This window comes from Pseudomonas sp. XS1P51 (assembly GCF_054897845.1).
In genome coordinates, this window is record NZ_CM142707.1 from 6,396,478 (window position 1) to 6,423,280 (window position 26,803).

At 60.0% G+C, this 26,803-nt stretch carries 18 protein-coding genes; 10 read left to right on the plus strand and 8 right to left on the minus strand.

Translation table 11 applies throughout. From position 1 onward, the window contains the following. Window positions 1-4: 4 nt before the first annotated feature. Window positions 5-1,255: a hypothetical protein gene (locus ACYZUD_RS29615; protein ID WP_462021371.1), complete on the plus strand. Its 1,251-nt coding sequence runs from the start codon at window positions 5-7 to the stop codon at window positions 1,253-1,255. Between the two features lie 38 nt (window positions 1,256-1,293). Then, window positions 1,294-2,511: a hypothetical protein gene (locus tag ACYZUD_RS29620; RefSeq protein ID WP_462021372.1), complete on the plus strand. Its 1,218-nt coding sequence runs from the start codon at window positions 1,294-1,296 to the stop codon at window positions 2,509-2,511. Window positions 2,512-2,518: 7 nt separating this feature from the next. Here the strand turns inward: ACYZUD_RS29620 and ACYZUD_RS29625 are convergent, their stop codons facing one another. Next, window positions 2,519-5,629 carry a transglycosylase domain-containing protein gene (locus tag ACYZUD_RS29625; protein WP_462021373.1) on the minus strand — a complete coding sequence of 1,037 codons (3,111 nt, stop codon included), beginning with the start codon at window positions 5,627-5,629 and terminating at the stop codon, window positions 2,519-2,521. Window positions 5,630-6,266: 637 nt separating this feature from the next. Here ACYZUD_RS29625 and ACYZUD_RS29630 point away from each other — a divergent pair. The 3 genes from ACYZUD_RS29630 (at window position 6,267) to ACYZUD_RS29640 (ending at window position 10,340) form a co-directional block, all read left to right on the plus strand. Continuing rightward, a complete protein-coding gene (locus ACYZUD_RS29630; protein ID WP_462021374.1) occupies window positions 6,267-7,688 on the plus strand; it encodes an amino acid permease in 1,422 nt (473 codons plus the stop codon). A gap of 200 nt (window positions 7,689-7,888) precedes the next feature. Next, window positions 7,889-8,830, plus strand: coding sequence for a glycosyltransferase family 2 protein (locus tag ACYZUD_RS29635; protein ID WP_462021375.1), 942 nt, complete (start codon window positions 7,889-7,891; stop codon window positions 8,828-8,830). Between the two features lies 1 nt (window position 8,831). Further along, complete coding sequence (locus ACYZUD_RS29640) at window positions 8,832-10,340, plus strand: glucosyltransferase domain-containing protein (protein ID WP_462021376.1); 1,509 nt, start codon at window positions 8,832-8,834, stop codon at window positions 10,338-10,340. A 24-nt stretch (window positions 10,341-10,364) separates the two neighbouring features. On the opposite strand, the gene ACYZUD_RS29645 is transcribed toward ACYZUD_RS29640, so the two are convergent. Together ACYZUD_RS29645 and ACYZUD_RS29650 are read right to left on the minus strand one after the other, a co-directional pair. Continuing rightward, window positions 10,365-11,984, minus strand: coding sequence for an FMN-binding glutamate synthase family protein (locus ACYZUD_RS29645; RefSeq protein ID WP_462021377.1), 1,620 nt, complete (start codon window positions 11,982-11,984; stop codon window positions 10,365-10,367). 109 nt (window positions 11,985-12,093) lie between these two features. After that, entirely contained in the window at window positions 12,094-12,894 is an 801-nt protein-coding gene (locus ACYZUD_RS29650) for a helix-turn-helix transcriptional regulator (RefSeq protein ID WP_462021378.1), read from the minus strand. Window positions 12,895-13,020: 126 nt separating this feature from the next. Here ACYZUD_RS29650 and ACYZUD_RS29655 point away from each other — a divergent pair, with 126 nt between their 5' ends. Next, window positions 13,021-13,842 carry a carbon-nitrogen hydrolase family protein gene (locus ACYZUD_RS29655; RefSeq protein ID WP_462021379.1) on the plus strand — a complete coding sequence of 274 codons (822 nt, stop codon included), beginning with the start codon at window positions 13,021-13,023 and terminating at the stop codon, window positions 13,840-13,842. A 190-nt stretch (window positions 13,843-14,032) separates the two neighbouring features. After that, on the plus strand, window positions 14,033-15,358 hold the full coding sequence (locus ACYZUD_RS29660; protein WP_462021380.1) for an APC family permease: 1,326 nt from the start codon (window positions 14,033-14,035) through the stop codon (window positions 15,356-15,358). Window positions 15,359-15,488: 130 nt separating this feature from the next. Here the strand turns inward: ACYZUD_RS29660 and ACYZUD_RS29665 are convergent, their stop codons facing one another. Genes ACYZUD_RS29665 through ACYZUD_RS29685 form a run of 5 tightly spaced genes read right to left on the minus strand, consistent with a single transcriptional unit; the run spans window position 15,489 to window position 23,875 of the window. Continuing rightward, window positions 15,489-16,883 carry an ATP-binding protein gene (locus ACYZUD_RS29665; RefSeq protein WP_462021381.1) on the minus strand — a complete coding sequence of 465 codons (1,395 nt, stop codon included), beginning with the start codon at window positions 16,881-16,883 and terminating at the stop codon, window positions 15,489-15,491. Beyond that, entirely contained in the window at window positions 16,880-18,697 is a 1,818-nt protein-coding gene (locus tag ACYZUD_RS29670; RefSeq protein ID WP_462021382.1) for a DAHL domain-containing protein, read from the minus strand. Before ACYZUD_RS29670 ends, ACYZUD_RS29665 begins: the two co-directional genes overlap by 4 nt. Further along, window positions 18,694-19,653, minus strand: a complete 960-nt coding sequence (locus ACYZUD_RS29675) for a cytochrome-c peroxidase (protein ID WP_462021383.1) — start codon at window positions 19,651-19,653, stop codon at window positions 18,694-18,696. Before ACYZUD_RS29675 ends, ACYZUD_RS29670 begins: the two co-directional genes overlap by 4 nt. Window positions 19,654-19,697: 44 nt before the next feature. After that, window positions 19,698-21,572: a putative bifunctional diguanylate cyclase/phosphodiesterase gene (locus tag ACYZUD_RS29680; protein WP_462021384.1), complete on the minus strand. Its 1,875-nt coding sequence runs from the start codon at window positions 21,570-21,572 to the stop codon at window positions 19,698-19,700. Continuing rightward, the gene (locus ACYZUD_RS29685) at window positions 21,569-23,875 is read right to left on the minus strand and encodes a putative bifunctional diguanylate cyclase/phosphodiesterase (protein ID WP_462021385.1); all 2,307 of its coding nucleotides are present in this window, start codon (window positions 23,873-23,875) and stop codon (window positions 21,569-21,571) included. Before ACYZUD_RS29685 ends, ACYZUD_RS29680 begins: the two co-directional genes overlap by 4 nt. Before the next feature lie 257 nt (window positions 23,876-24,132). Here ACYZUD_RS29685 and ACYZUD_RS29690 point away from each other — a divergent pair, with 257 nt between their 5' ends. The 3 genes from ACYZUD_RS29690 (at window position 24,133) to ACYZUD_RS29700 (ending at window position 26,803) form a co-directional block, all read left to right on the plus strand. After that, window positions 24,133-25,491, plus strand: a complete 1,359-nt coding sequence (locus tag ACYZUD_RS29690; RefSeq protein WP_462021386.1) for an HD domain-containing phosphohydrolase — start codon at window positions 24,133-24,135, stop codon at window positions 25,489-25,491. Between the two features lie 201 nt (window positions 25,492-25,692). Beyond that, window positions 25,693-26,124 (plus strand): NUDIX hydrolase, encoded by a 432-nt coding sequence (locus ACYZUD_RS29695; protein WP_462021387.1) that lies wholly within the window; start codon window positions 25,693-25,695, stop codon window positions 26,122-26,124. Between the two features lie 40 nt (window positions 26,125-26,164). Further along, window positions 26,165-26,803, plus strand: coding sequence for a LysE family translocator (locus ACYZUD_RS29700; protein ID WP_462021388.1), 639 nt, complete (start codon window positions 26,165-26,167; stop codon window positions 26,801-26,803).

The window sequence follows — 26,803 nt, forward strand, 5'->3', positions numbered from 1 at the left end:
AGGAATGAACCGTTTTCAGGTGTTCCAGCGATGTGCAGGTGCGATTGTTGTGCTCTCGGGTTGGCTGTCATCTGCCTGGGCGGAGGAGGTGTCGATTCAGGCCTCGTTCAAACCGGATTCGGCGAACCCGCAACGCAATAAATTCATCAATGACACGCCGCTCAGTGGTTATTGTGCCGCGCGTCCCCAGGACTGCCTGGACAACGAAATGTTCAGCCTGCGGGTGCCGGTCCAGTTCGAGTCCAGTGGGCCGATCGCTGCCAATCATGAGGACCCACGCAAGGGCGCGATGATAAAAGTACCGGCGCAGTGGCGGGAATTGACGGTTCTCCATGAAACAACCGGTGAACCGGAAACCGTAAAGGTTCGCATCGCTGGTATCGGCTCCCAATTCGTGACAGACGATGTCATCAGTTTGGTGGGCGGAGGAACCGACTATCGAGTTGCCCACAATCAATTGTGGGGCAGCAGTTGGGTGTACGCCCCCTCTCCCTGTCTTTACAGTGGCGTGGGTTTATACGGCGCGTATTACTACGGGTTTTTCTGGAAAACTCCGACTGAAGGGGCGTGTGAAAAGCAGGCCAAATTCAATGTGCCCTGGCTGCACTATCAGTACGTTGATTTTGCCTATGAATTGGTAACCCCCAACCCGTTAGGCATGTCCTCGGGAAAGTACGTTGGAAATCTGACCTACACGCTCGGCCCCGGGATGGACTTCGACATGGGCGATATCATGCAGCCCAGCAGTTCGATCCTGACCTTGAACTTCGAACTGGACGTCCAGCACACCCTTAAGGTCGATGTTCCACCGGGCGGCAATCGAGTCGAACTGGTGCCTCAGGGCGGCTGGCAATCCTGGCTGACCCAAGGACGAAGACCGACACGCCTGTTCCGCGACCAGACCTTCAATATTTCCGCCAGTTCGCGTTTTAAAATGCAGATGGAATGCCAATACAGCCAGGACGGCCAGTCCTGCTCGTTGCACGAGCCGCTGTCCGGTCACACCGTGCCGCTGAACGTCAGCGTGAGCCTGCCCCATGGTTTGACGGATGCTGGCGGGCGAGCAGTCAATCGCCGGCCATTACGGCTTGATGGCAGTGGCACGGAGTTGTTTCTGCCGGGGTTTTACGTGGATCGCAAACCGGCCACCTTGCATTTCGAAATCCCTGCCAATGAAGTTGCCGAAATGATCAAGCCCGGACAACAACGGCAGTATGCGGGAAGCGTGACAGTCATCTGGGATTCGGAGGTTTAGTGGCGACTGTAGAGGCGATAACAGGGAGTATTGGCAGTATGAGCAGGGCAAGAGTGGCAAAGCGATTGAGTACGCTGATGCTGGTGGGCGTATTCACGTCGTCGGCAGAAGCGGTAACCCTCGAGATGACGGCGAAGTTCCGGCCGGATCCGGCGAAGCCCATGCAAAACGCCTTCGAAAATACAACACCTGTGGGTGGGTATTGTGGGGCCCATCCTGAGTATTGCGAGGAGGGTGTGTTCAGTATCGCGTTGCCCATTCGTTTCCGGTCGGTCGCGGCCATTGCGGCATTGCATGACGAGCGTCAGGGGCCGATGTTTCGAGTGCCGTCGTATTGGAAGGATGTCTCGCTCACTCATGAGCAAACCGGGGAGCCGGAGATTGTCAGGATGCGGGTAAACGGCATCGGAGCGGCTTACACGATCATCGATCCACTTCCTGTCGGCGTCTGGAAAAGTTCGTGGGTCAATGCGCCTTCGCCTTGTCTCTTTGGCGGCGTGGGGTATGGCACTGCCCTGTACTACGCGTTTTTCTGGAGAGTGCCGGCCAATGCGGGTGTGTGCGCCAAACAGGCGCAGAAAGACATCGGCGAGGCCTACCGGTTTGCCTATGAGAACACCGGGTTTTCCTACGAGCTGATCACGCCCAACCCGCTGAAAATGTCGACGGGCACCTACAGGGGCACTTTGAATTACACCGTCGGGCCGCACCGGGACTTCGACATGGGCGACGTCATGTTGCCTGACGACGATTTGATCACCCTGAATTTCACCCTGGACGTCGAACACACCTTGAAAGTCGACATTCCGCCCGGGGGCAACCGTGTCGAACTGGTCCCGCAGGGTGGCTGGCAGGCCTGGCTGACTCAAGGACGCAAACCGGTGCGCCTGTTCCGCGATCAGACGTTCAACCTCTCGGCATCCAGTCGCTTCAAGATGAACCTGGAGTGTCAGTATGTCAGCGGCAACACCTGCGCGCTTTGGGAGCCGAACGCCGGCCATCCGGTGCCACTGGAGGTCAGCGTGACCCTGCCCAGCGGCCTGACGGATGGGACGGGACAGTCTGTCAGCAGGCGGCCATTGCGGCGCGATGGCAGCGGCACCGAGTTGTTCCAGCCTGGCTTCTATCTGGATCGCAAACCCGGCACCCTTCACTTCGAAGTGGCTCGGGATGCGGTGCAGGAGATGCTCAAGCCCGGTACTGCACGAAACTATTCAGGCCAGGTCACCGTTATCTGGGATTCGGAAGTAGGGTGAGGAAAGATCAGCGCCGGGCCACCTCGACAGGCAGACACTGCGTGTTACTCCCCGGTTGCAGATAGGGCGTGAGAATCGGCGCCATGCCCTTGAGCACTTGCACCGGCAACGCCGAGGTGAACTTGAACGCCTCGGCCGTGCGCCCCGGTACGAACGCGGTCAAGGTGCCAAAATGGGTATCGCCGATGTAGAACACGAAGGTCGCCGTCCGGTTGATCGATTTCGAGCTCAGAATCCGCCCGCCCGACCCGATCGCTTCGATACGGTTGTCACCGGTCCCGGTTTTACCGCCCATGGACAAGGGTTTGCCATCCGGCAGTGTGAAACTGCCAGACACACGTTTGGCCGTACCGGCATCCACCACCTGCGACAAGGCTTCACGCATGGCCGTGGCGACTTCGGACGGCATCACCCGTTTGCCGACATCCGGGTCGTTGATCAATTTGGTTTCATACGGCGTGTTCGCCGCGAAGTGCAGACTGTCGATGCGCAGTGTCGGCATCCGCACGCCGTCGTTGAGAATGGTGCCGATCAATTCCGCCAACGCAGCGGGGCGGTCGCCGGAACTGCCGATGGCGGTGGCCAGCGACGGCACCAGGTGATCGAACGGATAGCCGACTTTCTGCCAGCGCTGATGGATGTCGAGGAACGCTTCGATCTCCAGCATGGTGCGGATGCGGCTGTCGCGTGCACCTTTGTGCTTGCTCTTGAACAGCCAGCTATAGACTTCCTGCCGTTCGAACTGGCTGGCCTTGACGATCTGACTGAACTTGGCGTCGGGGTTGTTCAACAAATAGCCGATCAACCACAGGTCCAGCGGGTGGACCTTGGCGATGAACCCCTGGTCCGGCAGGTCGTAGCTGCCAGGGCCATAGGCGAGATAGAGCCGCTCAAGGCGCTCGTCGGTGAGTTTTTCGTTGAGCTTGACCCCTTTGAGGTGCGCGCGCACAAAGCTGTTGAAGCTTTCCTGACTGGCCTGTGGCAGCAGATATCGATGCACTGCGGCCATGCGAATCGGTGTCGGGCGCATGCCGTCGAGGAAAGTCTCGAGCCGCGCCTGGGTGTCCTTGTTGCGGTATTTCTTCCAGAACTTGAGCAGGAACGAAGTGCCCTCGCGGTCGGCGAACGAGGCCAGGTATTCCTGACGCCGAGGGTCGCGGTCATCCTTGAGCAATTCGGCACTGTTGTTGGGTCCGGAATAGGTGGTGTAGCGCACCAGGTCACGCATCAGCCGAATGAACGGCAGGTTGATCGACTCCCGCAAGGCATCGCGCAGCGTCGGGATGCGACCGTTGTCTTCCTTGCGAAAGTTGACGAACGTGTGCAGCCCGCCACCGGTGAAAAAGGCTTCGCCGGGGCTGGCGGAATATTTGCGGTCCAGCGCGGCACTCAGCATGTTCGGCAGGTTGCGGTCTTTGTTCTGGATCAGATAATCGACGGCCCAGCGGCTCAGGCGGTCCTGATCCGGGACATCGACTTTCTTCAGTTCCGGGACGGTCATCGTTGCGTATTTATCGTGCAGCTCGGCGATGATCTGCAGGTAAGTGGTCAGCACGCGCATCTTCGCCGTGGAGCCCAGTTCCAGTTTGCTGCCTTCGTTGATGTCGAACGGCTGATCGGTGCTGTCGGTCTGCACCCGCACCCGCGAGCCGTCGGGTGTCAGCTCGAACAGGGTGAAGCTGTAGCGCACTTGAGTGGTGCTGGTGGGGGTGAGCAGGCGTTCACCCATCAAGCCGATCTGCGTCGCAAAGGCCGGGTCGGCCAGATGCTTGAGGTACTCGGTGACCTGGGACTGCAAATCGCCTTGCAGGGTGCTGGTGGCCGAGAGGTCGAGGCGGTCGAGGTCGTACAGCGGACGATTGAGCAACCCGCCCAGACGACTGCGCGCCACGCTGATGCCCTTGTTGGTTTCGATCGGCTGGAGGGTGGGTTGGGTTGCCCAGTCGCGGTACGTCACCTTGCTGGCCAATGCCGCCGCCGCGAGTGGCGCGTCGATCACGCCATTTTGTGCCAGTAGACGCAGGTGGCTGTCGGTGAGGTCGGCCAGTTCGTCATGACCCTTGGTCAGGTAGTGGGAAGGGCGGCGCTGGGCAATCATCAAAGACAGCATCTCACGCAGGGCCAGACCTTTTTCCGACATACTTTTCGGATCGGTCTCGGTGCTGGCCAGGCGTTCGTTGGCCTTGTTGAAATCGGCGCCATACCAGACGCGCAAACCTTCGGCCATGCCATGCACTTCACCATGGCCCGGTACGGCCGACAGGGGCACGCTGTTGAGATAATCGCGCACCACGTTTTGCCGCGCTTCCAGCGTATCCGGCCCGGCCTGATAGGCACGCACGCTGGCGGAGATCATCTGGCGAATTTTTTCCGCGCCCGAGATCGTCAAACCATCGGGCGAGTGGCGGTACTTCTCAAGTTGTGTCGCCAGCGTACTGCCGCCCGCCGACTGGCCCGGCAGGTGCAACATCTTGGCCACCTGGGACCACGCCGCCATGCCGAACCGTGGCCAATCCACGGCAGGGTTGGCCCGGGGCTGGCGAGGGTCGAGCAGAAAGCGGTTTTCGATGAACAGCAAACTGCTGACCACCACGGGAGGGATCGCCGCAAAACTTGAATACAGTTGTTGTGGGTATTTGTACTGGTACAGCGGCGCCGCACGGCAATCGGTGATCGACAACCCGGCCTGGATTTTCTCCGCGTAGGGCACGAAAAAGCCCTTGTCGGTGTAGTCCATCAGTTTTTGCGAAAAGCGGGTTTGTGACGCAACCACGTAGTCACGCTTGATCAGCCGCGGCAGGAATTCATCCAGGGAGCTGTAGCCCAGACGCAGATCGAAAGGCCCCGCGCCGGGGTAGCGAATGGCATCGCTGGGACCGGGTTTCAGTTCGTAACTCAAGGTTGCGGCGTACTTGCTGACTTCCCGGGATTGAAGTTTCGAGGTGCGCATTTCCTTGGCTGCGGCCAGGCCCACGACGATCAGAATAATCAGCAACAACAACCAGAATGCCCCCCAGCCGTGCCGGGAACGACGAGATTTTTCAGGTAAAGGCGCTTCATCCACACGTTCAGTCGGAACCACAGTTTTACTCGAATCGGTTTGCCATAAAGCGCCCATAGTCGACTGATCCATTCACGCAGATTGATCGGACTTGTCTGAAGCTTAGTCGGTGGTTGGCGTTGGTGAAAAAATTGTGAACAAGGTTGTTGCGGTTTCCCCCCCCGGATCCAAGAGGATCCCTGTAGCAGCTGGCGAAGCCTGCGTTCGGCTGCGAAGCAGTCGCAAAGTCAGCCACCGCGACGTGGCAGGAAGATCGAGTTGGCTGGATTGACGACTGCTTCGCAGCCGAACGCAGGCTTCGCCAGCGGCTACCGGGAGGCGGCGGTGATTTTGCCTAAGAGGCCTGTATTAGAGCCATTGCCGAGTAAACGCTACTTCGGCAGGGGACATGACGATGCACCAATGCTGTGCAATACTCCGCGCCGTTTCAGTGGCGAATAATCCTACGTTCACCAGGTAATGCCCCTCCGCAAACCGCCCTTTTCCCGAGAGTTCTCGCTAAATGTTGTGGTTTATAGAGTGAAAACCCCTATAGGAAGCTTTTTATACTGCACGCCCCGCTGATCTTGGAGGTTTTGTCCTACAAGACGGGTTTGCCCACGAAGCAGGCCCGGTTTCACAACAGCAATGGCTTATCGGTCAGCGCTTCGACACTCGGTGGTCACATCCAATAACAAGACGAGGTTGTACCCCTATGCCAGTTGGCAATCACCTGCCCCACGGCGAGACCGCTCAGGGCGGCCCGCTTAAACGCGAACTCGGCGAACGGCATATTCGCTTGATGGCGCTCGGTGCCTGTATCGGCGTCGGTCTGTTCCTCGGTTCGGCCAAGGCCATCGAAATGGCCGGCCCGGCCATCATGCTGTCCTACATCATTGGCGGTCTGGCGATCCTGGTGATCATGCGCGCCCTCGGCGAGATGGCGGTGCACAACCCGGTCGCTGGTTCCTTCAGCCGCTACGCCCAAGACTACCTCGGCCCATTGGCGGGTTTTCTGACCGGCTGGAACTACTGGTTCCTGTGGCTGGTGACCTGCGTTGCGGAAATCACGGCCGTGGCGGTGTACATGGGCGTGTGGTTCCCCGACGTGCCGCGCTGGATCTGGGCACTCGCCGCGTTGGTCAGCATGGGCTCGATCAACCTGATCGCGGTAAAAGCCTTCGGTGAATTCGAGTTCTGGTTCGCCCTGATCAAGATCGTCACTATCATTGCGATGGTACTCGGCGGCATCGGCATCATCGCTTTCGGTTTCGGCAACGATGGCGTGGCGCTGGGGATTTCCAATCTCTGGGCCCATGGCGGCTTCATGCCCAACGGTGTGCAAGGCGTGTTGATGTCCCTGCAAATGGTGATGTTCGCCTACCTCGGTGTCGAGATGATCGGCCTGACCGCCGGTGAAGCGAAGAACCCGCAGAAGACCATCCCCAACGCAATCGGCTCGGTGTTCTGGCGGATTCTGCTGTTCTACGTCGGTGCGCTGTTTGTGATCCTGTCGATCTACCCGTGGAATGAAATCGGCACCCAGGGCAGTCCGTTCGTGATGACGTTCGAGCGTCTGGGCATCAAGACGGCTGCCGGCATCATCAACTTCGTGGTGATTACTGCCGCGCTGTCGTCCTGCAACGGCGGCATCTTCAGCACCGGACGCATGCTCTACAGCCTGGCGCAGAATGGCCAGGCCCCGGCCGGTTTTGCCAAGACCTCGAACAACGGTGTGCCGCGTCGTGCGCTGCTGCTGTCGATCGGTGCCTTGCTGCTGGGCGTGTTGCTCAACTACCTGGTGCCTGAAAAAGTCTTTGTCTGGGTGACGGCGATCGCCACCTTCGGCGCGATCTGGACCTGGGTGATGATCCTGCTGGCCCAGCTCAAGTTCCGCCAAGGCCTGAGCGCCAGCGAACGTGCCGGCCTGAAGTACCGCATGTGGCTGTACCCGGTCAGCTCGTATCTGGCGCTGGCGTTTTTGGTGCTGGTGGTCGGCCTGATGGCGTACTTCCCGGACACCCGCGTCGCGCTGTATGTAGGGCCTGCGTTCCTGGTGTTGCTGACGGTGTTGTTCTACGTGTTCAAGCTGCAACCGACCAATGTGTCGCAAGGTGCGGTGCGTACGGTTTCGTAAGACGTTACGCTTGAAATGCAAAAGCCCCGGTCGACATGGCCGGGGCTTTTTCGTTTCAGGCACTGACCGTCACAAGTGCCCATCCTGGCCTAAGCTGGCTGAGCGGACCTGTCCGTCGGTCTGCCAGGCCGATGGCGCGCAAGAACGACGACTGACGGCCTCTGTCGAACGTTTACACTTCATTTTCAGGAGCGTGGAACGTGAAGGTTTCGCTGATCGTTCCGGTATTCAATGAAGAACAGGCGATCAGCCTGTTTTATCAGGCAGTGCGGCGCGAGTTGAAACTTGACCAGGGCGAGGTCGAGATCGTGTTCGTCAACGATGGCAGTTCCGACCGGACGGCTGAGCAGGTCAAGGCGCTGGCACAGGTCGACGAGCAAGTGTTGCTGATCAACTTCTCGCGTAATTTCGGCAAGGAACCGGCGCTTTTCGCCGGCCTGGAATACGCCACCGGCGATGCAGTGATCCCCATGGACGTCGACCTGCAGGATCCGATCAGCGTCATTCCGCGGTTGATTGAAGAATGGCAAAAAGGCGCCGACGTGGTACTCGCCAAACGCCGCAATCGTGCCGCCGACGGTTACCTGAAACGCCACAGTGCATCGCTGTTCTACCATGTGCTCAACCATATCGCGTACACCCGGATCGAAGAAAACGTCGGTGACTTTCGGTTGATGGACCGCAAGGTGGTCGACGTGATTCGCGCGCTGCCCGAGCATCAGTTGTTCATGAAGGGCGTGCTGTCGTGGGCCGGGTTCACCACCGTGGTGGTGGAATACGAGCGGGCCGCGCGAGTCGCGGGCAGCAGCAAGTTCAATGGCTGGAAACTGTGGAACCTGGCGCTGGAGGGCGTGACTTCGTTCAGCACGGTGCCGTTGCGTTTGTGGACGTACGTCGGTGGCGGTATTTCGATCTTCGCGGTGCTCTACGCGGTGTACATGGTGCTGGACAAGATTTTCTTCGGCAACAGCGTGCCCGGTTACCCGTCGTTGATGACCGCCATCCTGTTTCTCGGCGGCGTACAGCTGATCGGCATCGGCATCCTCGGTGAGTACATCGGCCGCATCTATATCGAGGCCAAGCATCGACCGCGTTATGTGGTGAAAGACATCGTCGGCGGCAAAGACCGGCGCGGGCTTTAGCATGGGCCGGTTCAGCGACTTTTTCAGCAAAGAACTCGGACGTCGCCAGGTGTGGCTGTTTTTTCTGCTCGCGACTTTTGTGTATGTCGTGCCGCTGATCCTCGCGGACTATCCGTACATCGATGACAACTGGCGCTCCCTGTCGGCCGGTATGGCCTGGGCGGAGCAGGGCCGATTGTTTGCCGAGCTGTTCTACAACCTGCTCACCTTCAGCAATGCCGCGCCGAACATCTTTCCGCTGCCGTTGTTGATTGCCGTGCTGGCCATGGCCTCGGCATTGACCAGCCTGACGTTTCATTACTTCCCGCAGCCGACGCTTGCCTGCTGCCTGGTGCCGTTACCGCTCTGGTACAACCCGTTTTTCCTGCAGAACCTGTCTTATCAATATGACGGCCCCACCATGGCTTTGAGCCTGGTGGCGGTGATCTACACGATCACCTTTCGTCATCCTTCGCGCCGTTTGCAATGGCTGGTGCCGGCCTTCCTGATCGCGCTGGCGCTGGGGCTCTATCAGGTGAGCCTCAATGTGTTCCTGGGCTTGTGTTGCCTGGAGCTGCTCAGGGGCGCCAATGACCGGTTGCCCTGGCCACAGCTGCGCGACCTGCTTGGCTGGAAAATCGCCCAGACCGGACTCGCCGGGCTGATCTACGCCGCCAGTGCTTATCCGTTCATGAGCCAGCAGCGCGCCTTGTTTTTGAACTGGGCAGCAGCGCCCCTGCTGCAACTTCAAATGAACATCGCCAGGGTGCTGGAAAAAGTCGTGCTGCTGTTTCACGGCGGATTTGCCTGGGTGTTCGCGGCACTGTTGCTGTGTGCCATTGCCGGCAGTGTCCGGCTGGGGATCAACGTAGCGGGCCGTCAGGAAAGCCGACCGAAGCAAGTCCTGATCGGCCTGATGTGTTTGCTGGCGTTGCCCGTCGTGGTGCTGCTGGTATCGGGTATCGCGCTGTTTTTCCGGGATTTCAATGAAGGCGCCAGGACGCTGATGGGCTTCGCGGTCCTGTGGGTGCTGCTGTTCTATTTGAGCCATTTGGCGCTGACCCGAATTCACGAACGGCTGCCGCTGTTGTTGATGGTTCCATTGTTGGCGATGCTGTCGCTGTCATATGCCTATGGCCGGGTGCTGACGGTGCAGAAAACCTTCGCTGCCAGCGCGCTGCTGAGCCTTGAGCACGACATTGCCTCCCAACGGCAGCTGCGCGAGGCCAAGCGGATTTACCTGTCGGTGACGTATTCCGATCATTGGCTGGTGGGGGCCGCGGGTTCGTTCAAGCAGATGCCGGTGCTGCACTATCTGCTGAACATCGACTTTTTCATGCTGGCCGAAAACCTGCCGAACGCAGGCATCACCAACGTGGTGGCGGAGAAGGAGCGACGTAACGCGACCAGGGTGGGTTATCAAGGTTATCCACCGCTGGTGGATAACCCGTACTACCGGATTTATCTTCTGGGCGATTACGGTTTTATCGTCATGAAAGAACCGGCCCGGATCAAGGCGCTTCACTGGTGAAGCGCGATGGCGGGGCCGTTGGGCTCAGGCCGCAGCGACTTCATTGGGCTCAAAACTGTCCGCTCGCGCCATCTGCCACATCCGCGAGTAAAACTCGCCATTCACTTCCCCGGTCAGCAACTCCCCCGGTTTCAGGAATACGTGCAACTGCGAGAACAGTTTGATTTCGGTCGCTGACATGCGCCGCACCAAATGCTTGGCCGACAACTGCGAAGGATGGTCGAGGCCGGCGGCGGCGAGCATTTCGGCCAGGGCCTTGAGGGTGTTGCGGTGGAAGTTGAAGACGCGCTGGGCCTTGTCCGGCACCACCAGTGCGCGCTGGCGCAGGGTGTCCTGGGTGGCGACGCCGGTCGGGCATTTGTTGGTGTGGCAGCTTTGCGACTGGATGCAGCCGATGGCAAACATGAAGCCGCGCGCCGAGTTGGCCCAGTCGGCGCCGATGGCCAGGACGCTGGCAATGTCGAAGGCGCTGACGATCTTGCCGCTGGCACCGAGTTTGATTTTGTCTCGCAGGTTCAGGCCCACCAGCGTGTTGTGCACAAACAGCAGGCCTTCGCGCATCGGCACACCGATGTGGTCGGTGAACTCCACAGGCGCTGCACCGGTGCCGCCTTCCTTGCCGTCGACGACGATGAAGTCCGGGAGGATGCCGGTTTCCAGCATGGCCTTCGCGATGCCCATGAATTCCCACGGGTGGCCCAGGCAAAACTTGAAGCCCACCGGTTTGCCGCCGGACAGTTCACGCAGTTGCTGGATGAAGTGCATCAGTTCGATCGGCGTCGAAAACGCGCTGTGTCGCGACGGCGAGATGCAGTCCTCGCCCATCAGGATGCCGCGGGTTTCGGCGATTTCCCTGGTGACCTTGTGCTTGGGCAGGATGCCGCCGTGACCGGGCTTGGCGCCTTGGCTCATTTTGATTTCGATCATCCGCACTTGCGGGGTCTGCGCTTGTGCCGCAAAGCGTTCCGGGTCGAAGCGCCCGTCGGCGGTGCGGCAGCCGAAGTAGCCGCTGCCGAGTTCCCAGGTCAGGTCGCCGCCGTTTTCCCGGTGGTAAGCGCTGATGCTGCCTTCGCCCGTGTCGTGGGCGAAGTTGCCGAGTTTGGCGCCCTGGTTCAGCGCGCGAATGGCGTTGGCGCTGAGGGAGCCGAAACTCATGGCCGAGATGTTGAACACCGAGGCGGAGTACGGCTGAGTGCACTGCGGGCCGCCGACCATCACCCGGAAACTGCTCGGGTCGCTCAACGGCGCGGGGCGCATGGAGTGGCCGATGAACTCGAAACCCGATTGATACACATCGATCAACGTGCCGAAGGGTTTGTCCGCGCTTTCGTTCTTGGCGCGTGAATAGACCAGCGAACGCTGGGCCCGGGAGAAGGGCAGGGCGTCGCTGTCGGATTCGAGCAGGTACTGGCGGATTTCCGGGCGAATACCCTCCACCAGATAACGGATGTTGCCGAGGATTGGATAATTGCGGCGCACCGCGTGGGGGCTTTGCAGCAGATCGAACAGGCCTACGAGGCTAAGGACGCCGGTGACGGTGGTGATCGGCCAGAGCCAGTCATGCTCCAGGAAGGGCAGGCTGGCGAGGGTAAACATCACACAGACGGCAAAGAAGGCGTAGCGGCTCAGGAGTGACAGGCTCATACGGTTTCCTTGGGTTCGGACTCGGTTCTTTTAAAAGATCGCAGCCTTCGGCAGCTCCTACATTGGATCGGTGTACATCCTGTAGGAGCTGCCGAAGGCTGCGATCTTTTCAGGCATTCTGGGCCTGCAGAAAAATCGAAAACAGCTCGGACTGGGACTTGATCCCCAGTTTGCTGTACATGTGTTTCTTATGGACTTTCACGGTTTCGACAGAGATTTCCAGCTTACGGGCGATTTCTTTACTGGAGCAACCGCTGAGCATCAAGCGCCCGACATCCAGCTCCCGGGCGGTCAATTGCGCGCCTTTGAGTTGCTGCACCGACGCTTCCAGCTGAACCCGCCAGTCGCCCTGGATCGGCGCTGGCGCGAGGGCCACGACTTCGTTGATTTCGTAGGGCAGACGCTGGCGCAACAGGCCGAGCACCCAAGGCTGGATCAGCGACAGCAAGGCAATCTGCTGACCGCTGAAACGCTGCTTGCTGCCCAGGGACAGGCACAGCGTGCGGTCGCCTTCGAGCTGGCAATTGAACTGGATTTCATCGGCCACCACATTCAGGCGAAAGTAGCGCTGGTAATACTCGGTCAGCTCGAAGTGCTCCGGCGCCACTTCCGACAGGCGATAGAGCCCGGTGCGCGACTGCTCGCGGCAGGCGATGTAGAACGGGTCGAGCAGGTACAACCCGCGCAGGTAATCCTGGAACAACTGATCGGGGCTGCCGTCCTCGCCCGGGCATTCGGCGAACACTTGCGGGTGCTGATCGGCGCTGAAAAGCAACGCCACCCAGCTGTCGAAAGGCACGTACTGATCCAGCAGGCGCACCAGTTGCGTCCAGAAGTTAGGCTTGTCCAGGGCGTCGATCAGTTGCCCGACCGAGCGGTGCCAGGCGATGTCGTCAAACGAGAGTGTCATGCATCTACCCCTATCGGGTTACCCCAGCGGCGTGATTTCCCGGCCGGTGGCTTGCTGCGCATACTGGCGCACAGACACCGACCGGGCAATCTTTCTGCCGCCCGGCCACTAGAACAAGGAATACCCATGAAGGTCGAACTCGCCCAATTGGCGGGCCGTGACAATGACACGGCTTATAACCTCGAACGCGCCCTTGCCGCCATTGCGGCCTGCGCCGCCGACACGCAACTGGTCATGTTCCCGGAAGGCCACTTGATGGGCTTCCCCTCGGCCGAGACGGTGGCCCAGATCGCCGAGCCGCTGGAGGGGCCGACGGTCAGCGCGATGGTTGACGCTGCCCGTGAACGCAACATTGCGGTGGTCGTCGGCATGGCCGAGAACGACAACGGCCGTTTCTACAACACCACGCTGCTGATTACCCCCGAAGGCATTGCCTTGCGCTATCGCAAGACGCACCTGTGGGCGTCGGATCGCGGCGTCTACGAGCCTGGCGATCGCTACGCCACGTGCCTGTGGAACGGTGTGCGGGTCGGCCTGCTGATTTGCTACGACATCGAATTTCCGGAGACCGCCCGCGCCTTGGCGCAACTGGGCGCCGAATTGCTGATCGTCACCAACGGCAACATGGACCCGTACGGCCCGACCCACCGCACCGCCATCATGGCCCGCGCCCAGGAAAACCAGGCGTTCGCGCTGATGGTCAACCGGGTGGAAGCGGGCGATGGCGGATTGTTATTCGCCGGCGGCAGTGCGCTGGTGGATCCGTTGGGCACGCTGCTGTTCGAAGCCGGGCGGGAGGAGGGGCAGTTTGCGGTAGAGCTGGACCTGAATCAGTTGGCAGCGGCGCGGCAGGATTATCGATACCTGGATGATCAGCGGCTGAAGTTGCCGGGGGAGATTGTTGAACAGGCCAATGGGCTTCGGGAGTTGCTGATTCCTAGAGGCTGAAGATCAAAAGATCGCAGCCTTCGGCAGCTCCTACAGGGGGATGCGATCAATGTAGGAGCTGCCGAAGGCTGCGATCTTTTCAGCACTCCACAACTCACCTGGCTCGACACCCAAGAACAACAACGCAACACCCGTAATTTGCGCCGAACTCGGCTCTGCCATAAATCTAATAAATTCGGAGTAGTCGCTCATGGCTCGTTTACAACGCACCCTGTCATTAGGGTCGGTGGTGCTGTTCGGCATCGCCTACATGACGCCGATCATTGTGCTCGGCACCTTTGGCATCCTCGCTCAATCCACCGCCGGCATGGTGCCGGCCGCGTATCTGGCGGCACTGGTGGCGATGTTCTTCACCGCGATGAGCTACGGCCGAATGGCCTCGGCGTTCCCCGTCGCTGGCTCGGCCTACAGCTATGTGCGCAAAGCGATCAGCCCGAAACTCGGCTTCATCGCCGGTTGGGCCGTGTTGCTCGATTACCTGTTCCTGCCCATGGCGATCTGGCTGATCGGCGCGGCCTACCTCAACTCCGCGTTCCCGGCGGTGCCGCAGTGGGTCTGGGTGCTGGCGTTCATCGGCATCACCAGCGCTATCAACATCGTCGGCCTGAAACTGGCCAACGGCATCAACGCCTTGCTGATGCTGGTGCAGTTTCTGGTGCTGATCGCGTTCGTTGCGCTGTGCATCCACTACGTCGGCGGTGACGCGAGCACGCCTTTGTGGTCGGTCAAACCGTTCTTCAATGGCGACATGCAGATGCCGCTGATCATGAGCGGTGCAGCCATTGCCTGTTACTCGTTCCTCGGCTTCGACGCGGTCAGCACCCTGACCGAGGAAACCCGCGACCCGCGCCGCACCATCCCGCGGGCGATCATGCTGATTACCCTGATCGGCGGGCTGATCTTTGTCAGCGTGTCGTATTTCGTGCAGATCGCGCACCCGTCGTTTCAGTTCGACAGTGTCGACTCGGCGGCCTATGAAATTGCCCGCAACATCGGCGGCGACCTGTTCGTGTCGATCTTCCTGATCGGTCTGATCGTCGGCCAGTTCGCGTCGGGCCTGTCGGCTCAGGCCAGCGGTTCGCGACTGCTGTACGCCATGGGTCGCGACGGTGTGTTGCCCAAATCCTTTTTCGGCACCTTGCACGAACGCTTCGGTACGCCGATCAACAGCATCCTGTTGTGCGCGGTGGTGGCCTTGCTGGCACTGAAACTGGACGTCACCACCTCGACCTCATTCATCAACTTCGGCGCGTTCCTGGCGTTCAGCCTGGTGAACCTGTCGGTGATCTTTCACTACTGGATCGGCGGCGAGAAGAAAGGTCTGCGTGAGTTCGTGCTGTTCCTGTTGTTCCCGTTCATCGGCCTGGCGGCGGACCTGTGGCTGATGGTCAGCCTCGATCATCTGGCGATCTACCTGGGGTTGAGCTGGCTGGCGATCGGCGTGGTGTACCTGGCGGTGCTGACGGGCGGTTTCCGTCGCCAGCCACCGGAGATGGACTTCCAGGAAGCCGCCTAAGCCACATTGTTCCCCTGTAGGCGCTGCCGAAGGCTGCGATCTTTTGATTTTTTTATCTGTCGGGAAGTGCCGAAGATCAAAAGATCGCAGCCTTCGGCAGCTCCTACAGGGGGCGTGTTCAGGCGGCTGGTTATGTTTGGCGCACGGGTAACTCGACCCTGAAGGTGGTGCCCACACCCACTTCACTGCGCACCGAAATATCCCCCCGGTGTTTTTTCACGATGCCATAGGACAAGGACAACCCGAGCCCCGTCCCCTGGCCCACCGGTTTGGTGGTGAAGAACGGGTCGAATATTTTCTTCAGGCTTTGCGGTGTGATGCCGGAGCCGGTGTCGGCAACCTCGATCCACACCCTTTCACCTTCAAGCCCGGTGCGCAGGGTGAGAGTGCCGCGTTCCGGGCCGATGGCCTGTGACGCATTGACGATCAGGTTCATGATCACCTGGTTGATTTGCGACGGCAGGCATTCGATATCGGGCAGGTCCTGGTATTCCTTCACCACATCGGCCTTGTACTTGAGTTCGTTGGCGACGATGTTCAGGGTCGATTCGATGCCTTGCTGCACATTCGCCCACTGCCACTCCTGGCTGGTGTCCACGCGGGAGAAGTCCTTCAGGTCTTTTACGATTTGCCCGACCCGGCTGATGCCTTCCTTGGATTCCTTGATCAGCAGCGGAATGTCCTCGCGCAGGAACTCCAGCTCGACCCGTTCGCGCAGCTGTTGCAAGCGCTCGATGAGCTCACGGGAGCCGATGCCTTCTTCGGCATCCCGATAGGCGTCGAGCATTTCCTGCAATTGCTTGAAGTAGCTATCCAGGGTGCCGAGATTGGAGGAAATGAAGCCGATGGGGTTGTTGATTTCATGGGCGACGCCGGCCGCCAGTTGCCCCAGTGAGGCGAGTTTTTCCGATTGCACCAATTGGGATTCAAGCTGCTTGCGCTCGTCGATTTCCCGCTGCAGCTCAACGCTGGCCTCTGTGAACTGACGGGTCCTGCGTTCGACCATCTGCCCCAGCTGGTCCATCTGCACGCTGGCCCGTTCGGTCATGTCCCATTTGGTCAGCAGGGTGTTGGCCATCTGCTGGACTTCAATGTTGTCGAACGGTTTTTTCAGAATCAGCAGCCGGTCATGGGCCTGCAAACGGTCCAGCAGTTCATCCCAGGAGTAATCGGAATAGGCGGTGCACACCACCACTTGCAGGCGCGGGTCGCTCTGCCACAGGTGTTCGATGGTTTGCGCGCCGTCCCAGCCTTCAGGCATGCGCATGTCGACAAAGGCCAGGGCGTAGGGGCGATTTTCCTGCAGGGCTGCGTTGAGTTTGCCCAGGCCTTCCTGGCCGCCATAGGCGGAGTCCAGCTCGAACAGCACGCTGGCGGACTTCACTTCGCTGCCGAACAACGTGGCTTCCATCTCGTCCAGTTCGAGGGTCTGCACCGGCATCGGCGTGAGTATCTTGCGAAAATCCACATGAATGGATGGCGTGTCGTCGATTAACAAAATGCGTCGGTTCGAAAGCTCACTCATGCTTCCTCCGTGACGGTTTTCAGCGGTATCTGCAAGGTGAACAACGCACCTTTGCCCGGCCCGTCGCTGTGGGCACTGAGGTGGCCGTTCATCTCGATGGCGGCCAGGGCGCAGCTGTGCAGGCCGAAGCCGTGACCTTCCTTGCGGGTGGTAAAACCGTGGGCAAAGATGCGCGTCATGTTTTCCGGGGCGATGCCTTCGCCGTCGTCCTTGACGCTGACTTGCAGGGTCGCGTCGTCGACGATCTTGACGCCGAGGGTCATTTGTCGCGGGCGGTCGCTGAGGTCGGACATGGCGTATTTGGCGTTGCTGATCAGGTTGATCAGGATCAGCAGCAACCGGTGTTTGTCGCCCATGACTTGCGGCACTTCGCTGTAATCCTTGACCACCGTGACATGGTGCCGGGTCAGGGCGCCGGAGTTCATGCGCAGGGCGTCTTCGAGCAGTTCGCTGATGTGCAGCGGTTCCATCAGGCTGTTGGCGCCCGCGTAGGATTGCTGGGTGGCGACGATGTCCTTGATGTGGTCGACGCTTTTGGTCAACTGGGCGAGTTCTTCGGTCATGCCTTGCTGTTCCTGGGCAATGGCCTCCACCAGTTGGTTAAGGTATCCGGGTAGCAACTTGCCTTTCTCGTCCTGGGTCAGGAAGGTGCCGAGGTCGCCGGGGTGTTCATTGATCAGTTGCATGGCTTTGCCGAGCCCCTGGGCCTTGCTGGCGCGCAGTTTGCGGGTGACCAGGTCGGCCGAGATGTTCACGCTGTTGAGCACGTTGCCGACGTTGTGCAACACATTGGTCGCGATCTCGGCCATGCCGGCCTGGCGTGCGGTGTCGAGCAGTTCGCTCTGGGTATCCTTGAGTTCACGGGTGCGCTCTTCCACCCGCAGCTCAAGGTCGTCGTTGGCGGTTTTCAGGGCTTTGTTGACGCGACTGATCACCGTGAAACTGCGCATCAGCTGAATCGCCAAGTATACCAGCAACAGCACCAACAGCACTGGAAACACCAGCATGTAGAAGTGATAGCGCTGATCGACCGCGTCGGCCTGCTGCTGGTCCGTGTTCAGCAGGTTGGTAATGTCGTCCAGGCGTTCGGCCACGGGGATGGCTTCGATGTTTTCCAGCAGACCATTGATCACGGGCTGCTCACGCAGAATCAGCGCGATATGGTTGCTCAGGATTTCGATCGGACTGTGGAACTGCTCCGGCAGCCGCAGTTTGTTCACCGCCAGTTTGTTCAGACCCACCAGGATGTCGGCGGCCTTGTCGTTGGAGGTGACTTGGGCGAACTCCAGGCTGCTGAGCAGCAAGTCATAGGTGTCGGTGGCGATGTTCTGCAACTGCAGTTTGTCGCCATCCACCAACTGCGCCAGCTGCTCCTGAATGTCGTCCTCGGCAGTGGGCAGAAACGCCAGAGAGTTGCGCAGCACTGCGTTGTGCGACTTGAACTGCTCCACCAGCCGGGTCTTTTCCTGGATGGCCGTCAGGTACGCATCATGGCTGGCGCGCCAGATGGGCGAGTCGTTGCGCCCGTGGTCCGACTCCATGGTGTCGAACCGCTCCCAAAGGTGCGTCATCTCGGTCAGCGGTGTGACCAGTGGATCGTAGTTGTGATTCGTGGCGATCCTGGCCTTGAGGATTTCGGTTTCCCATTGCGCGTTCAGCTGCTTGATCCGGCCGATCAGGTCCCGGGATTCGGCGTAGGTCGTTGCCTGGTCCGAGCTCGACTTGAGGTACAGGAACAACAGCGTCGAAGCCAGAGCCAGAGCCAGGGCAACGCTGCCGAGCAGCGCCAGGCTGCGGCGACGGGACATTTTCATAAGGGTTTGCCTCCCCATTCGCCAGTCAGGGTCTTGAGGAATTTGATGATCAGGGTCTTGTCCTCGGCGGAAGGAATGCGCCCGAGCTGGAACTTGAACATCACGTCCACCGCGTCCTCGAGGGTTTTGGCCGAACCGTCGTGAAAGTACGGCGCGGTCACGGCGACATTGCGCAGGCTCGGCACCTTGAATACGTTGCGGTCCTCTTCATCCTTGGTCACCAGGTAGCGTCCCAGGTCGGTTTCGAGAGGCTTTCCCCGAGCCTGGAAGTAATCGCCCATCACCCCGAACTTCTGGAACATGTTGCCGCCGATATTCACCCCTTGATGGCAGGCGATGCAGCCGTATTCCTTGAAGCGTTGGTAACCGTATTTCTCCTCCCTGGTGAGAATCTCGGTATCACCCAGCAGGTATTGATCGAAACGCGAGTTGGCGCTGATTAGCGTGCGTTCGTAGGTGGCCAGGGCATTTTGCACATTGTTCATGGTCACGCCGTCCGGGTAGGCGTCACGGAACGCGCTTGGGTAGGTCGCATCGGCAGCCAGCACCTCCACCACGTGCTCCCAGTTACTGCCCATTTCGCTGGGACTCTTCACCACTTCATGGATCTGGTTTTCCAGGGTGTCGGCCCGACCGTTCCAGAATTGCCGGAAGTTCAGGCTTGCGTTGAACATGCTGGGGGTGTTGACCGTCACCGGAAGGCCGGCGAAACCGATGGAAAAGGCCTTGTCGTCGGCGCCACCGTTTTCCAGCCGGTGGCAACTGGCACAGGACAGCGTGCCATTGACCGACAGCCGTGGTTCGTTGAACAACTGGCGACCGAGCTCGACCCGCAGCGGATTTTGCTGTGGCACCGCGGGTAAAGGCTTGAGCGGTTCATCCAGCGGCGCACCGCTGGCGTTCAGACAGAACCCGAACAACGGCACCAGGAGCACGCGGTGAAAGGACGGCGACATCGGATGATTCCTTGGCTGATGGCCTGAGTGTCGTTGCGCATCGATCACGTGGGGACAAATGGAGGAGGCTTCACCGACCCCAGATACCGGACGAAGGCGTCCGGTTCCACGGCTTTGCTGAAGTAGTAACCCTGGCCTTCTTCGCATTGATGGGCCTTGAGGAAGTCCAGTTGCTCCAGGGTTTCCACGCCTTCGGCAATGATGGTCAGATTGAGGCTGCGGCCCAGGCTGATGATGGCGCTGACCAGGGCAGCGTCATTGCTGTCGTTGCTCAAGCCGCGAATGAACGACTGGTCGATTTTCAGCACATCGATGGGAAAACGCCGCAAGTAACTGAGGCTGGAATAACCGGTGCCGAAATCATCGATGGCCAGTCGTACCCCCAATGCCTTGAGCCGGGTCAGGGCGTTCACCGTGGTATCGATGTTTTGCATCAGCACGCCTTCGGTGATTTCCAGCTCCAGCAAGGCCGGCTCCAGGCCGGTTTGTTCGAGGGTCTGTTCGATACCCTGGACAAAGTCCCGTTGACGGAAATCGATGGCTGACATGTTCACCGACATGCAGATCTTCGGCAGTCCGGCAGCCTGCCAGGCGCAGGCTTGTCGGCAGGCCTCGGCCAGCACCCATTTGCTCAACGGGACGATCAGGCCGCTGTCTTCGGCCACCGCAATGAACTCCGATGGATAGACCAGCCCGTGCCCCGGCTTTTGCCAGCGAATCAACGCTTCGGCGCCCACCACCTGGCCGCTGCCAAGGTCCAGTTTGGGTTGGTAATGCAGGACAAATTCATGGCGTTCCAGCGCCAGGCGAATGCCGGTCTCGATGCTTTGCTGATCACGGGCGCGCTGGTTCATTTCGTCGATGAAAAAGCTGAAATCGTTCGGGCCGCTTTCCTTGATGTTTCGCATCGCGGTTTCGGCTTTTTTGATCAGCGAGATGGCATCGAAGCCATCGTCGGGGTAAATGCTGATACCCAGGCTTGCGGTCACGCTCAGGTCGTGGCCGGCGATGTGCTGGGGTGCGCGGATGGCATGCAAGAGTTTTTCGGCGATGCCCTTGGTCTGCTGGGGATGACGGACATCGGCGAGGATCACCACGAATTCGTCGGAGCCGTAGCGAAACACTGAGTCGGACTCGCGCACCGTCGCCACCAGATTGCGGCCGACCTGTTTGAGCATCTCGTCACCGGCCGGATGGCCGAGGGCATTGTTGATGCGCTTGAAACGATCGAGGCCCAGAAACATCACGGCCAGTTGCTTGTCATGGCGGCGGGACAGGGCCAGTGACTGATTCAACCGATCGCCCAGCAACGTGCTGTTGGGCAACTCGGTCAATACGTCGTACTGCAACAGGTGAGACACCTTGAGCAGTTCGTGTACCCGTGCCTCGATGGTTTGCTCCAGGCTCAAGACCTTCATCGCGGCGTCCTGCGCCATCTGCCATTTCCAGGTCAGGGCACTGGCCATCTGGCGGATTTCCAGGCTGTCGAAGGGTTTTTTCAGCACCAGCAACTGGTCGCCAAACTCCAGCCGTTCCGCCATGTCTTCCCAGGTGTAGTCGGAATAGGCCGTGCACAGCGCAATTTGCAGGTGCGGGTCGGCCTTCCACAGCTGTTCGATGGTTTCCAGGCCGTCCCAGCCCGGTGGCATGCGCATGTCGGTGAACGCCATGGCATAGGGACGACCTTCGGCCAATGCGCACTGGACCAGTTCGAGGGCTTCCTGACCCTGATAGGCAGAGTCGAGCTGGAACGTCAGCCGATCGAGCTGCAGCGTGCCGAACAGGGCTTCTTCCGTCCCGGCGAGGGTCTGTTCACTTTCGGTCTCGGGGCAGAGGATCTTGCGAAAATCCTCATGGATCGAGGGGGTGTCGTCGATGATCAGGATGCGCCGGTTGGTTCGCACGAAAGGCGTTTTCATCCCTTATCCTCCGTGGAGCGTTGCGGATTGTCCAGGATCGGCCCGATGTCGTGGCTCGGGGGCACGATGCTGCCGGCCTTCAGCAGCTCGGCGGCCCGCTGGCTGCTGACGGCTTTGCTGAAGTAGTAACCCTGGGCGTTCATCGGCGAGCCGGTGGCCATCAGCGAGCTGCGCTGCTCCTGGGTTTCTACGCCCTCGGCAATGATGCCGATTCCGACATCCCGGGCGAAGTTGATGATCGCGCGCAAGGTGGTCGCGCTGGCCGGATCGCGGGAGGCGGTGTCGATGAAGGCCTGGGCGAGTTTCAGGTGATTGACCTGGTAGGTCTTGAGGTAGTCGAACGAAGAATACTCGGTGCCGAAGTCATCGATGGCGATCTTCACCCCCAGCTCACGCAAGCGCGGCAGCACGTCGTTGTGAGTCCATTTGGTCTGGGCCAGCGTCGCTTCGGTGACGTCGAAGCGCAGGTCCCAGGCGCAGAGCTCCCAGCGCGCGGTGGTGCGCAGTACGTCATAGATCAGTTCGGGACCGCTCTTGAGTTGGGCCAGGGACAGCTTGATCGCAATCACCGGCGGTGCCATGCCTTCGTCGCGCCACTGGCGCATTTGCCGGCAGGCGCGATCCAGCACCCAATGACCGAGGGCGATGATGGTGCCGGTTTTTTCCGCGGCAGGCAGAAACGCCGCGGCTTCCAGCAAACCACGCTCGGGGTGGTTCCAGCTCACCACCGCTTCCATGCCGAGGATCTTGCCGGTGGTCAGGTCTACTTCCGGCCAATAGTGCAGTTCGAGTTCTTCGTGTTCGATGGCCGCTCTCAAATCGCTGGCGATGGCCATGCGTTCGACCACCTCGCGATTGATCTCCTCGGAGTGGAAGTGGTACTGGTTGCGGCCCTTTTCCTTGGAGCGATAGAGCGCCATGTCGGCCTGGGTCAGCAGGCCGTCCGCGCTGGTGCAGAGCGGGCTGTAACTGCTGATGCCGATACTGACCGAGACCCGCACATCATTGCCGGCCAGGGAGTAGGGCAGCACCAGCGCATCCCGGACCTTGGCCGCCAGCCCTGCGGATTGGGTCGGGTCGCTGACGTCCAGCTGCAAAATCGCGAACTCGTCCCCACCGAGGCGGGCGACCACATCGTTTTCCCGTACACAGGCCTTGATCCGGCGGGCAACTTCTTGCAGCAACAGGTCACCCACCGGATGGCCAAGGGTGTCGTTGATGCGTTTGAAGTGATCCAGGTCCAGGTAAAACATGGCAAACGGAGCGGCCCCCCGACGAGCGGCGGCGAACGCCTGGTGCAGCCGCTCGATCAGTGTGGCGCGGTTGGCCAGCCCGGTCAGCCCGTCGGTGCGGGCCAGCAGGGCGATTTTCTCCTCGGCGAGCTTGCGTTCGGTGACGTCGATGATGATGCCTTCGACTTCCAGCAAGCGGCCTTCGTCATCGCGCACCGGGATATAGCGGTTTTCCACCCAGCGCCAGGCACCTTCGCCGGTGCGCATCCGAAACTCGATGGAAGCGCCCGCCGCATGGCGGTCCATCACCCGGGCCATGGCCGTGTCGACCTTCGACTGATCGTCGGGATGGATCAGCTCCTGGGCCCAGTTGGCCGAGGCCACCAGGTTGGCGGCAATGTGACCGTACTTGGTGATGTTATGGGATATGTACATCAGCGGAAACGACGGCTCGCCCCGCAGCCGATACAGAATGGTCGGGCTGTTCTGCACAATGATATTGGCATCCGACAGCTCCCGGGTGCGCTCCTCGACCGCTTGTTCCAGCAGCGACATCTTCAGTGCTGCGTCTTCGGTCATCTGCCACTTGGCGGTCAGTGCGCTGGCCATCTGGCGGATTTCGATGGCATCGAAGGGTTTCTTGAGAATCAACAGGCGATCGCCCAGTTCCAGGCGCTCGTCGATGTCTTCCCAGGAATAGTCGGAATAGGCCGTGCAGAGCGCCACTTGCAGCTTGGGATCGACCTGCCAGAGCCGTTCGATGGTTTCCAGCCCGTCCCAGCCCGGCGGCATGCGCATGTCGATGAAAGCCATTGCGTAGGGCAGGTCGTTGGCCAGCGCCGTCTCGACCTTGTCCAGGGCTTCGAGGCCCTGGAACGCCGAATCGAGCAGGAAGCTTTGCAGCGTTGTGGCCGCCGCAGTGCCGAACAGGGCTTTTTCAGCGCTGGTCAGGCTGTCGTCATCGATGAATGGCGGGCTGAGGATCTTGATGAAGTCTTCATGGATCGAAGCGGTGTCGTCGACGATAAGAATCCGACGATTGGTCCGCGCCAGCAGCGTATTCATCGACATACGCCGGGACCGACAGCAGTTTGGTATGGAGTGTTCATAGGGGCATCCTTTCCCTGATCACCTGGCCGAACGTACAGATTATGGATCCGAGTCAGCTGAGCATAGACCTCTGGCCGGAACTTCGCGCAGATGAATGAGTTGAATCATTTCCCGGAGCACGCTGAAAATCATCTAGCCTGTAGGTCAGGCTCCGGCAATAGGGGATGTTTGTCCGGGGCCTGACACGACGATGTAACCGTTTCACTCGAGGTAACGCCATGGAAGAGCAACTCCCCACGATTTTGTCCGATAAACCCAAGGTGCTGCTGGTCGATGATGAAGAGTCGATCCTCAGCAGTTTGCGTCGCCTGTTACGCGGCCAGCCCTACGACGTGCTACTGGCCACCAGCGGTGCCCAGGCCCTGGAGATCATGGCGCAACAACCCATCGATCTGGTGATGAGCGATGCGCGCATGCCCAACATGGACGGCGCGACGCTGCTGGCGCAGGTCCACACGCTCTACCCGACGACCACCCGCATCCTGCTCACCGGTTATGCCGACCTGCCGACGATCATCAAAGCCATCAATGACGGACAGATTCACCGTTACATCAGCAAACCGTGGAACGACGAGGAAATGCTCCTGACCTTGCGCCAGGCCTTGGCTCATCAGCATTCCGAGCGCGAACGGCAACGCCTGGAGCTATTGACCCGGCAGCAGAACGACCAGCTGAAATCACTCAACACCACCCTGGAAAAACACGTCGCGGCCCGCACCGCAGAACTCCAGCAGACCGCCGACATGCTCGACCTGGCCTACGAAGAGCTCAAGCACAGCTATGTCACCGGCACCGAGGTGTTCTCGTTGCTGGCCAACTTGCGTTTGCCACCGGCCAAACAGACCAACCGCCAGATCATCGAACTGGTGCGGGTCTACTGCAAACTTCATGGCCTGGATGAAGGCACCAGTCGCGACCTGACCATGGCCGCAGCGCTCTACAACATTGGCAAACTGAGCTGGACCGACAGCATGATGACCGCACCGGCGGACCTGCTGCACCACAATGATCGCGAGCGCTATCGCGGTTATCCGAAGCAGAGCGAATCGCTGTTGATGACGCTCGATCCAATGAAGGACGCCGCCCGTCTGATTCTTCACCATCAGGAACGCTGGGACGGCAGCGGTTTTCCCGACCGGCTCCGGGGCGAGGCGATTCCGTTCGGTTCGCGGTTGCTGAAGCTGGCGGTGGATTTCATCGAGTTGCAGCGCGGGCTGATCCTCGAACGGCAGATGAACAGCGATGAAGCACTGGTGTACATCCGCAGCTATGCCGGGAAGCTCTACGATCCCGAGATGGTGGAGGATTTCATTCAGGTCTGCGCCGCGTACCTGAGCGATGTCTCGCTGGCCGATCCGACGGTCAAGGTCCTGACCACGCGGGAGGTCGTGGCGGGCATGATCCTGGCGCGCAACCTCAATGCCGACAACGGCATGCTGCTGCTCAATGCCGGCAAGGTGTTGAACGGGCCGCTGGTGGAGAAGCTGATCGCCTTCGAAGCCATGGAGGGCGCGAAATACAGCATTTTTGTGAAAGTGCCGGAGGAAGTGAACGGCGCGATTCTAGAGGCCAGTTAGCTCTTCCAGGCTCTGCACTGATCCCCTGTGGGAGCGAGCTTGCTCGCGAAGCGGTGTGTCAGTCACATTGTTGTCGCCGCCTTCGCGAGCAGGCTCGCTCCCACAAAGGGCACGGCAGTGCTCGGCAGAAGATTTTCGGCGTGACGAGGCACCGACACTCATGTGATTCTTGCGCCTTTTAGCCAAGGCCGATCCTGATCCATGACTCTTTCATCCGCTGCTTCGCCCCGACTCATCCGCATTGCTGCCGCCCTGTTGATCGGTCCGGACGGTCGCACGCTGTTGGTCCGCAAGCGCGGCACCGAGGCGTTCATGCAACCTGGCGGCAAAATCGAAGCCCATGAGCAGCCGGTCCACGCACTGGCCCGTGAGCTGGATGAAGAGTTGGGCCTGGTCATCGATCCGGCGCACGCCATCTACCTGGGGCAATTCTCGGCACCGGCCGCCAATGAGCCAGGTTTTGTCGTACAGGCCGAACTCTTTCAGCTGACAATCGACTCGGACGTCTCCCCGGCGGCAGAGATCGAAGAGGTGCGCTGGATCGACCCGGCCACCGACGGCGATGTGACGCTGGCACCATTGACACGAGACCTGATCCTGCCGTTTTATCGAGCCTCGTTAGTGACCGCCTGATCATCAATGGCGCACTTATTTTACCGACCAGGACTGCCCCATGATCCCGCTTCAAGACTTGCTGATCTTCACCGCCGCCGCGTTGCTGATGGTGCTGACGCCGGGGCCGAACATGATCTACCTGATCTCCCGTTCGATCTGTCAGGGGCGCAAGGCCGGGGTGACGTCGTTGCTCGGTGTGGTGGCAGGTTTTTTCGTGCATCTGTTCGCTGCCGCCGCCGGTTTGACCGCGGTTTTCCTGGCGGTGCCGATGGCCTATGAAGTGTTGAAGTGGGCCGGTGCGCTGTACCTGTTGTGGCTGGCCTGGCAGGCGGTCAAGCCGGGTGCGCGTTCACCGTTCGAGGCGCAGCAGCTGCCGCCGGATTCGTCGCGCAAACTGATCACCATGGGGTTTCTGACCAGCGCCCTGAACCCGAAGATCGCGGTGTTTTATCTGTCGGTGTTTCCGCAGTTCATCACGCCTGAGCACGGTTCGGTGTTCACCCAAAGCATCACGCTGGGGCTGACCCAGATCAGCGTGAGTTTCACCGTCAACCTGTTGATCGCCGTGTTCGCGGCGGGCATCGCCTCCTGGTTCGTCAACAATCCGACCTGGCTGGCGGTGCAGCGTTATTTCATGGGGTTCGTGCTGTCGGCACTGGCGGTGCGGTTGATGCTTGAGCAACGCAGGACGGCTTGA

Coding starts and splice junctions, on each gene's coding strand:
- ACYZUD_RS29645 (WP_462021377.1), bottom strand. CDS start 11,984: ATGAGCCTGTCACTCCTGAGCCGCTACGCCTTCTTTGCCGTCTGTGTG.
- ACYZUD_RS29625 (WP_462021373.1), bottom strand. CDS start 5,629: ATGGGCGCTTTATGGCAAACCGATTCGAGTAAAACTGTGGTTCCGACT.
- ACYZUD_RS29670 (WP_462021382.1), bottom strand. CDS start 18,697: ATGAAAATGTCCCGTCGCCGCAGCCTGGCGCTGCTCGGCAGCGTTGCC.
- ACYZUD_RS29695 (WP_462021387.1), top strand. CDS start 25,693: ATGACTCTTTCATCCGCTGCTTCGCCCCGACTCATCCGCATTGCTGCC.
- ACYZUD_RS29615 (WP_462021371.1), top strand. CDS start 5: ATGAACCGTTTTCAGGTGTTCCAGCGATGTGCAGGTGCGATTGTTGTG.
- ACYZUD_RS29640 (WP_462021376.1), top strand. CDS start 8,832: ATGGGCCGGTTCAGCGACTTTTTCAGCAAAGAACTCGGACGTCGCCAG.
- ACYZUD_RS29690 (WP_462021386.1), top strand. CDS start 24,133: ATGGAAGAGCAACTCCCCACGATTTTGTCCGATAAACCCAAGGTGCTG.
- ACYZUD_RS29630 (WP_462021374.1), top strand. CDS start 6,267: ATGCCAGTTGGCAATCACCTGCCCCACGGCGAGACCGCTCAGGGCGGC.
- ACYZUD_RS29665 (WP_462021381.1), bottom strand. CDS start 16,883: ATGAGTGAGCTTTCGAACCGACGCATTTTGTTAATCGACGACACGCCA.
- ACYZUD_RS29650 (WP_462021378.1), bottom strand. CDS start 12,894: ATGACACTCTCGTTTGACGACATCGCCTGGCACCGCTCGGTCGGGCAA.
- ACYZUD_RS29700 (WP_462021388.1), top strand. CDS start 26,165: ATGATCCCGCTTCAAGACTTGCTGATCTTCACCGCCGCCGCGTTGCTG.
- ACYZUD_RS29675 (WP_462021383.1), bottom strand. CDS start 19,653: ATGTCGCCGTCCTTTCACCGCGTGCTCCTGGTGCCGTTGTTCGGGTTC.
- ACYZUD_RS29685 (WP_462021385.1), bottom strand. CDS start 23,875: ATGTCGATGAATACGCTGCTGGCGCGGACCAATCGTCGGATTCTTATC.
- ACYZUD_RS29620 (WP_462021372.1), top strand. CDS start 1,294: ATGAGCAGGGCAAGAGTGGCAAAGCGATTGAGTACGCTGATGCTGGTG.
- ACYZUD_RS29660 (WP_462021380.1), top strand. CDS start 14,033: ATGGCTCGTTTACAACGCACCCTGTCATTAGGGTCGGTGGTGCTGTTC.
- ACYZUD_RS29680 (WP_462021384.1), bottom strand. CDS start 21,572: ATGAAAACGCCTTTCGTGCGAACCAACCGGCGCATCCTGATCATCGAC.
- ACYZUD_RS29655 (WP_462021379.1), top strand. CDS start 13,021: ATGAAGGTCGAACTCGCCCAATTGGCGGGCCGTGACAATGACACGGCT.